Here is a 4,204-nt window from a genome sequence, read left to right as displayed (position 1 = left end):
CCAGCTCTATACAATCGGACAGCTTCCGCACGGAACTGTAATGGATACACTCTTGACACTTTCAAATCCTTTCCCGTAAGAGCAAAATACCCACACCAAAAGCGTCAACACAACCGAGGCAATTCCAATTCCAATTCCACCTCAACGGAGAAGAAGCCGAAGCCTACGACGCACTACTCACCGCCCTCGAAGCCCCACTATAGTGTGCTGGTTTCCCTTGAAACTTGCGAAATAATACGGTAAACCCATCAGCGGGAATCTTGCCTGAGTCGTAATCGGACGGTTTTCTCACGGGGTCACGGGAATAGTGACCCTCTCGGATGGAAATCCCAGACGCCCGCAGAGCATAAAAAGGCGCGCCAGGAGGCTCCTTGCTTAGTTTCCTAAGCAAACAGCGGCTATAGATTCCCTGATGTTTCGAGCGGGTTAAATCTTTGAAAAATCCTTAAAAAGGGTCTTCCGCTGCCGAAGAATTGGCTGTGCGCTGAATTATGTAAACCTTAAGACATCGGACAAAGGAGTAAAAATGGCTGCGCTACGTAGGTTGGTCGCTGGGGCTGCTGTGATTGGTGTATCTACTCTCATGGCAGGAACCGCGTTTGCTGCGACCCAGCAGTGGGATTCATCAAAGAAACACTACAGTATTTATTCAACAAACCCAGGAACCACGAGCACATACTTTACAGCTCCTGTGGGTGTTGATAGGTTGGACACCGCAACCGCTGTCGATGTTGTGATGACCTCGTATGCTCAGTCGGAGACACCGAAAGATGAGTATATGCGGGTATGCTACACGCAACCATATGGGACAAATCCGATTGCATGCACTGACTATTTCCCTGGAACCAACCAGGTCTTAAGTGGAGACGTGATTGGTATGTTTGAGGTGATTGATTCTAATGGTCAAACCAATAATGCCGCGTATTCGAATATCTCTGCTAAAGGCGATTTTACAATCGACCATTATTTCCCGAATGGTTTAAACTCGCCAATTTACAGCGACTCTGGGTATGACAGAGTGACTGTAACTTACGACGAATATTGATACAGACAACACAGGATGTGAGGAGATGGTCAGCATGGATGCGGGATTGGTCAACGGATTGAGTTCGATGGTGGCTTCGACGCTGCCTAAGTCTTCTATGTCTTCAGCGAAAGACAGCGCTTCGGCTGTGTCGACGGTGAGCACACCTGTCATCGACACGGTCGAGATTTCTTCGCAGACTCAGAGCGCTGCGAAGGTTTTTGACCCGACTGCGGTGGATGGTCCGTATGAGCAGAAGCATATTGGTGGTGCTTTAGCGACGTCTTCGGCGAAAGATGGGTTTAACGGCTGGGAAGCGATGCTGAAGGATATGTTTGGCATTGAGAATGGTGGGGATCGTAATGATATGCCGGTGATTTATCGGTTTAATCCCTATGACCAGTCGCCGGATGGTCGCGGCCCTGGGGCTGGGTATGTTTTGGCTAATCAGTTGACTAATCAGGAGCGTAATTTCATTGCGAATGTTTATGTTTACGCGCATGATAATGGTCTTGACACGGACATAGCGCGGACTGTTGGGGGTGGGATTTTGAATAAGACTCTGGCTTCGGATAATGACGCGTATTCTGTTGCGGAGAATGCGTTTGCTAAGGGCTTGCATGTTTACGCGTTGAATCGTCCGAGTTACAGTCTTGATAATGAGGAACAGGCCGAGATTGATTCGGTGGTTTTAGAGACTTTGTCTTCAAATGCCATAAAGGATTCTTTGATTACGGCTGAAGTTCGTGATGAATTGTTTGCCTCTCGACCTGGGGACACTGGAACACTTGACAGGATGAGGGGTATTCAGCAGCTGATTTATGCTTATTCTGAGAAGTATTCGGATGGTTCGGCGTCGTCGGATGGTGTTTCGAGTTCGGAGGCTAAACGTTACATTTCTTGGCGCGAGAACATGGTTAAGGGTTGGGATGCTTGGGAAGATATTAGGGCTTCCGATCCGCAGAGTTTTGAGGCTACTGGTGACCCGGATGCTCCTAATGCGAAGACGAATCAGGTGTTGCTTGACCTTTTCGGTAAAGATAGTTCGGAGAATTTGTCTGTTTTCGACAAGTATGCGCAGCGGGTTGATTATGTGGCGAGTTCTTTGAATGATGACCAAAAATCGACTTTGGGCATGTTGTATAAGTTGGCGGAGGGTAAGGATTCGAAGGCGGCTTTGGCCAAGGTCGACCAGCTGGCAGGCGCGATGGCGGCCATGAACTACATGAATAAGATGAACTCCGAGGCTTCGGGCGATGCGAGTGACTTCTGGTCAGAGATGATGGTTCGGAATCGCGACGAGGCAACGAGCGCTCTGCGGGAAGCCATCAGCAAGCGACTCGACGCGGCGAAAATAAACGCCGACAAGCCGAACGCGGCAACCCCGAACGCACCGGCACACATCGACACCGAAGCGTAGCGCGAATTTTTCCCGCAAGAACGAATAGGTTTACCGGCTCTTCGTTTTTAAGAGTGCTGTGGGGTGGGGTTGTGGTGGGGGTGGCTGGTTGATTTTGGGTCGGGGTCTTCCGATTATGGGTATGGAACATAAACACCCTATTGAAAGGCCCCGACAGTGTCTGATTGTATCTTTTCTTGTCCTGATATTGACAGTTTTTGCTTGCTTGACCGGCTCGGCCTGCGTGTCGAGGCCCAGAGCGTGGGCCCGGACCGGGCCGTGTTGGCTTGCCGTCTTTACCGAGCCGAGTCTTGGTGCGAATCGTGCGGGGCGTCCGGGGTTCCACGGGGCACGGTCGGACGGGAGTGGGTTCATTCGCCTTACGGGTCTCGTCCCACGATTCTTCAAGTCAGGATCCCACGATGGGCATGTAAGGCGTGTGGGCGGGTATGGCGCCAGGATTCCTCGCGTATCGCCGCTCCCAAGCGTCGCCTGACAGTCCTGGCGGCATGGCACGCGTTGAAACTCGTGGTAGTTGACCACATGTCAATAAAATCAGTGGCTCAGACACTGGGCGCGTCATGGCACGCTACCTTCCAGGCCGTACACGACCTGGGATGGGACCAATACTTGTCCGACCCTACGCGTTTTGACGGGGTAGAGGTCATCGGCGTGGACGAGCATAAATGGGCTCATACCACGGGTGTGGAACAATTCGTCACCGTGGTAATAGACCTCACCCCGGTCAGGAAAAGAACTGGACCAGCCAGACTGCTGGACATGATACCGGGACACTCTAAAAAGGTTTTCAAAGCCTGGCTCGCCGCTCGCCCTGAGTCTTTCCGCAACAGCGTGGAGATAGTGTCTATGGACGGGTTCACGGGCTATAAAACCGCGGTAGTAGAAGAACTCCCCGATGCCATCACCGTGATGGACCCGTTCCACGTCATAGCCCTGGCCGGGACAGCTCTTGACCAGTGTCGACAACGTATACAGCAAGCCACGCTAGGCAGACGCGGGAAAACCGGAGACCCGCTGTACGGGGCGAGAAAAACTCTCCGTGCCGGACAAGGCTACCTTACCAAGAGACAATGGGACAAACTCGAGGACTTGTTTGCTGACGAAAACCATGTTTGTGTCGAGGTCACCTGGCACTACTACCAGCAAATGATTACCGCTTACCGAGAAGACAACCGGAAAACCGGGGAACAAATCATGCAACACGTCATCAATGACCTCGCCCAAGGAGTACCTGAGGGGCTCACAGAACTCCGCCGTCTAGGAGCAACACTGAAACGCCGCGCGGGAGACATACTGGCCTACTTCAAACATCCCCACAGTTCAAACGGCCCCACCGAAGCCATCAACGGCAGACTCGAACACCTCCGCGGCATCGCCCTAGGATTCCGCAACCTCCCCAACTACGGGTTAAAGGACAAATTGTGTGTCTGGGGGGGTTAGTCCCATGTGTTGTTGTAGGGGGTGGTGTGGTGGAGTTCGTTCCAGATGATTCCGTCGCCCCATCCGGGGAGGCTTCGCCTGGTGATGTGAAGCGTCCTGGGTTTTGTTCCGCTTCTTATACGGGGGTCAGTTCGCTGACCCGGGTCTGATTATACATATTGATGATCTCGGCTGGCGTGCAGTAGCCTAATGATTCGTGGAGGCGCTCGTTGTTCCACCAGTGGACCCAGTTCAATGTAGCGAACTCGACCTCGGTCAGTGAGGCCCGGGGCTGGGAATAGATCAGCTCGGTCTTATATAGCCCGTTCACTGTTTCTGCG

At 52.3% G+C, this 4,204-nt stretch carries 4 protein-coding genes; 3 read left to right on the top strand and 1 reads right to left on the bottom strand.

Going from position 1 to position 4,204, the window contains the following annotated elements:
* The first annotated feature begins 526 nt into the window (after positions 1–526).
* The 3 genes from FYJ63_RS10890 to FYJ63_RS10880 all read left to right on the top strand — a co-directional run bounded on the left by FYJ63_RS10890 (position 527) and on the right by FYJ63_RS10880 (position 3,884).
* Positions 527–1,045, top strand: a complete 519-nt coding sequence (locus tag FYJ63_RS10890; RefSeq protein ID WP_154546620.1) for a branched-chain amino acid ABC transporter substrate-binding protein — start codon at positions 527–529, stop codon at positions 1,043–1,045.
* A 34-nt stretch (positions 1,046–1,079) separates the two neighbouring features.
* Positions 1,080–2,444, top strand: coding sequence for a hypothetical protein (locus tag FYJ63_RS10885; RefSeq protein ID WP_154546618.1), 1,365 nt, complete (start codon positions 1,080–1,082; stop codon positions 2,442–2,444).
* A 156-nt stretch (positions 2,445–2,600) separates the two neighbouring features.
* The gene (locus tag FYJ63_RS10880; RefSeq protein ID WP_338106924.1) at positions 2,601–3,884 is read left to right on the top strand and encodes an ISL3 family transposase; all 1,284 of its coding nucleotides are present in this window, start codon (positions 2,601–2,603) and stop codon (positions 3,882–3,884) included.
* Between the two features lie 115 nt (positions 3,885–3,999).
* On the opposite strand, the gene FYJ63_RS10875 is transcribed toward FYJ63_RS10880, so the two are convergent.
* Positions 4,000–4,204 (bottom strand): integrase core domain-containing protein (locus FYJ63_RS10875; protein ID WP_154546616.1); only part of this gene is annotated, 205 nt, incomplete at its 5' end.

The organism is Mobiluncus porci (assembly GCF_009695935.1).
In the GTDB taxonomy this organism is placed as follows: domain Bacteria; phylum Actinomycetota; class Actinomycetes; order Actinomycetales; family Actinomycetaceae; genus Mobiluncus; species Mobiluncus porci.
The sequence above is the reverse complement of the archived record's forward strand: the minus strand, read 5'-3'. Positions and strand labels throughout refer to the sequence as shown.

What these genes read in the sequence shown, in the direction of transcription:
- FYJ63_RS10885 (WP_154546618.1), top strand. Translation starts at nt 1,080, where the DNA reads ATGGATGCGGGATTGGTCAACGGATTGAGTTCGATGGTGGCTTCGACG.
- FYJ63_RS10890 (WP_154546620.1), top strand. Translation starts at nt 527, where the DNA reads ATGGCTGCGCTACGTAGGTTGGTCGCTGGGGCTGCTGTGATTGGTGTA.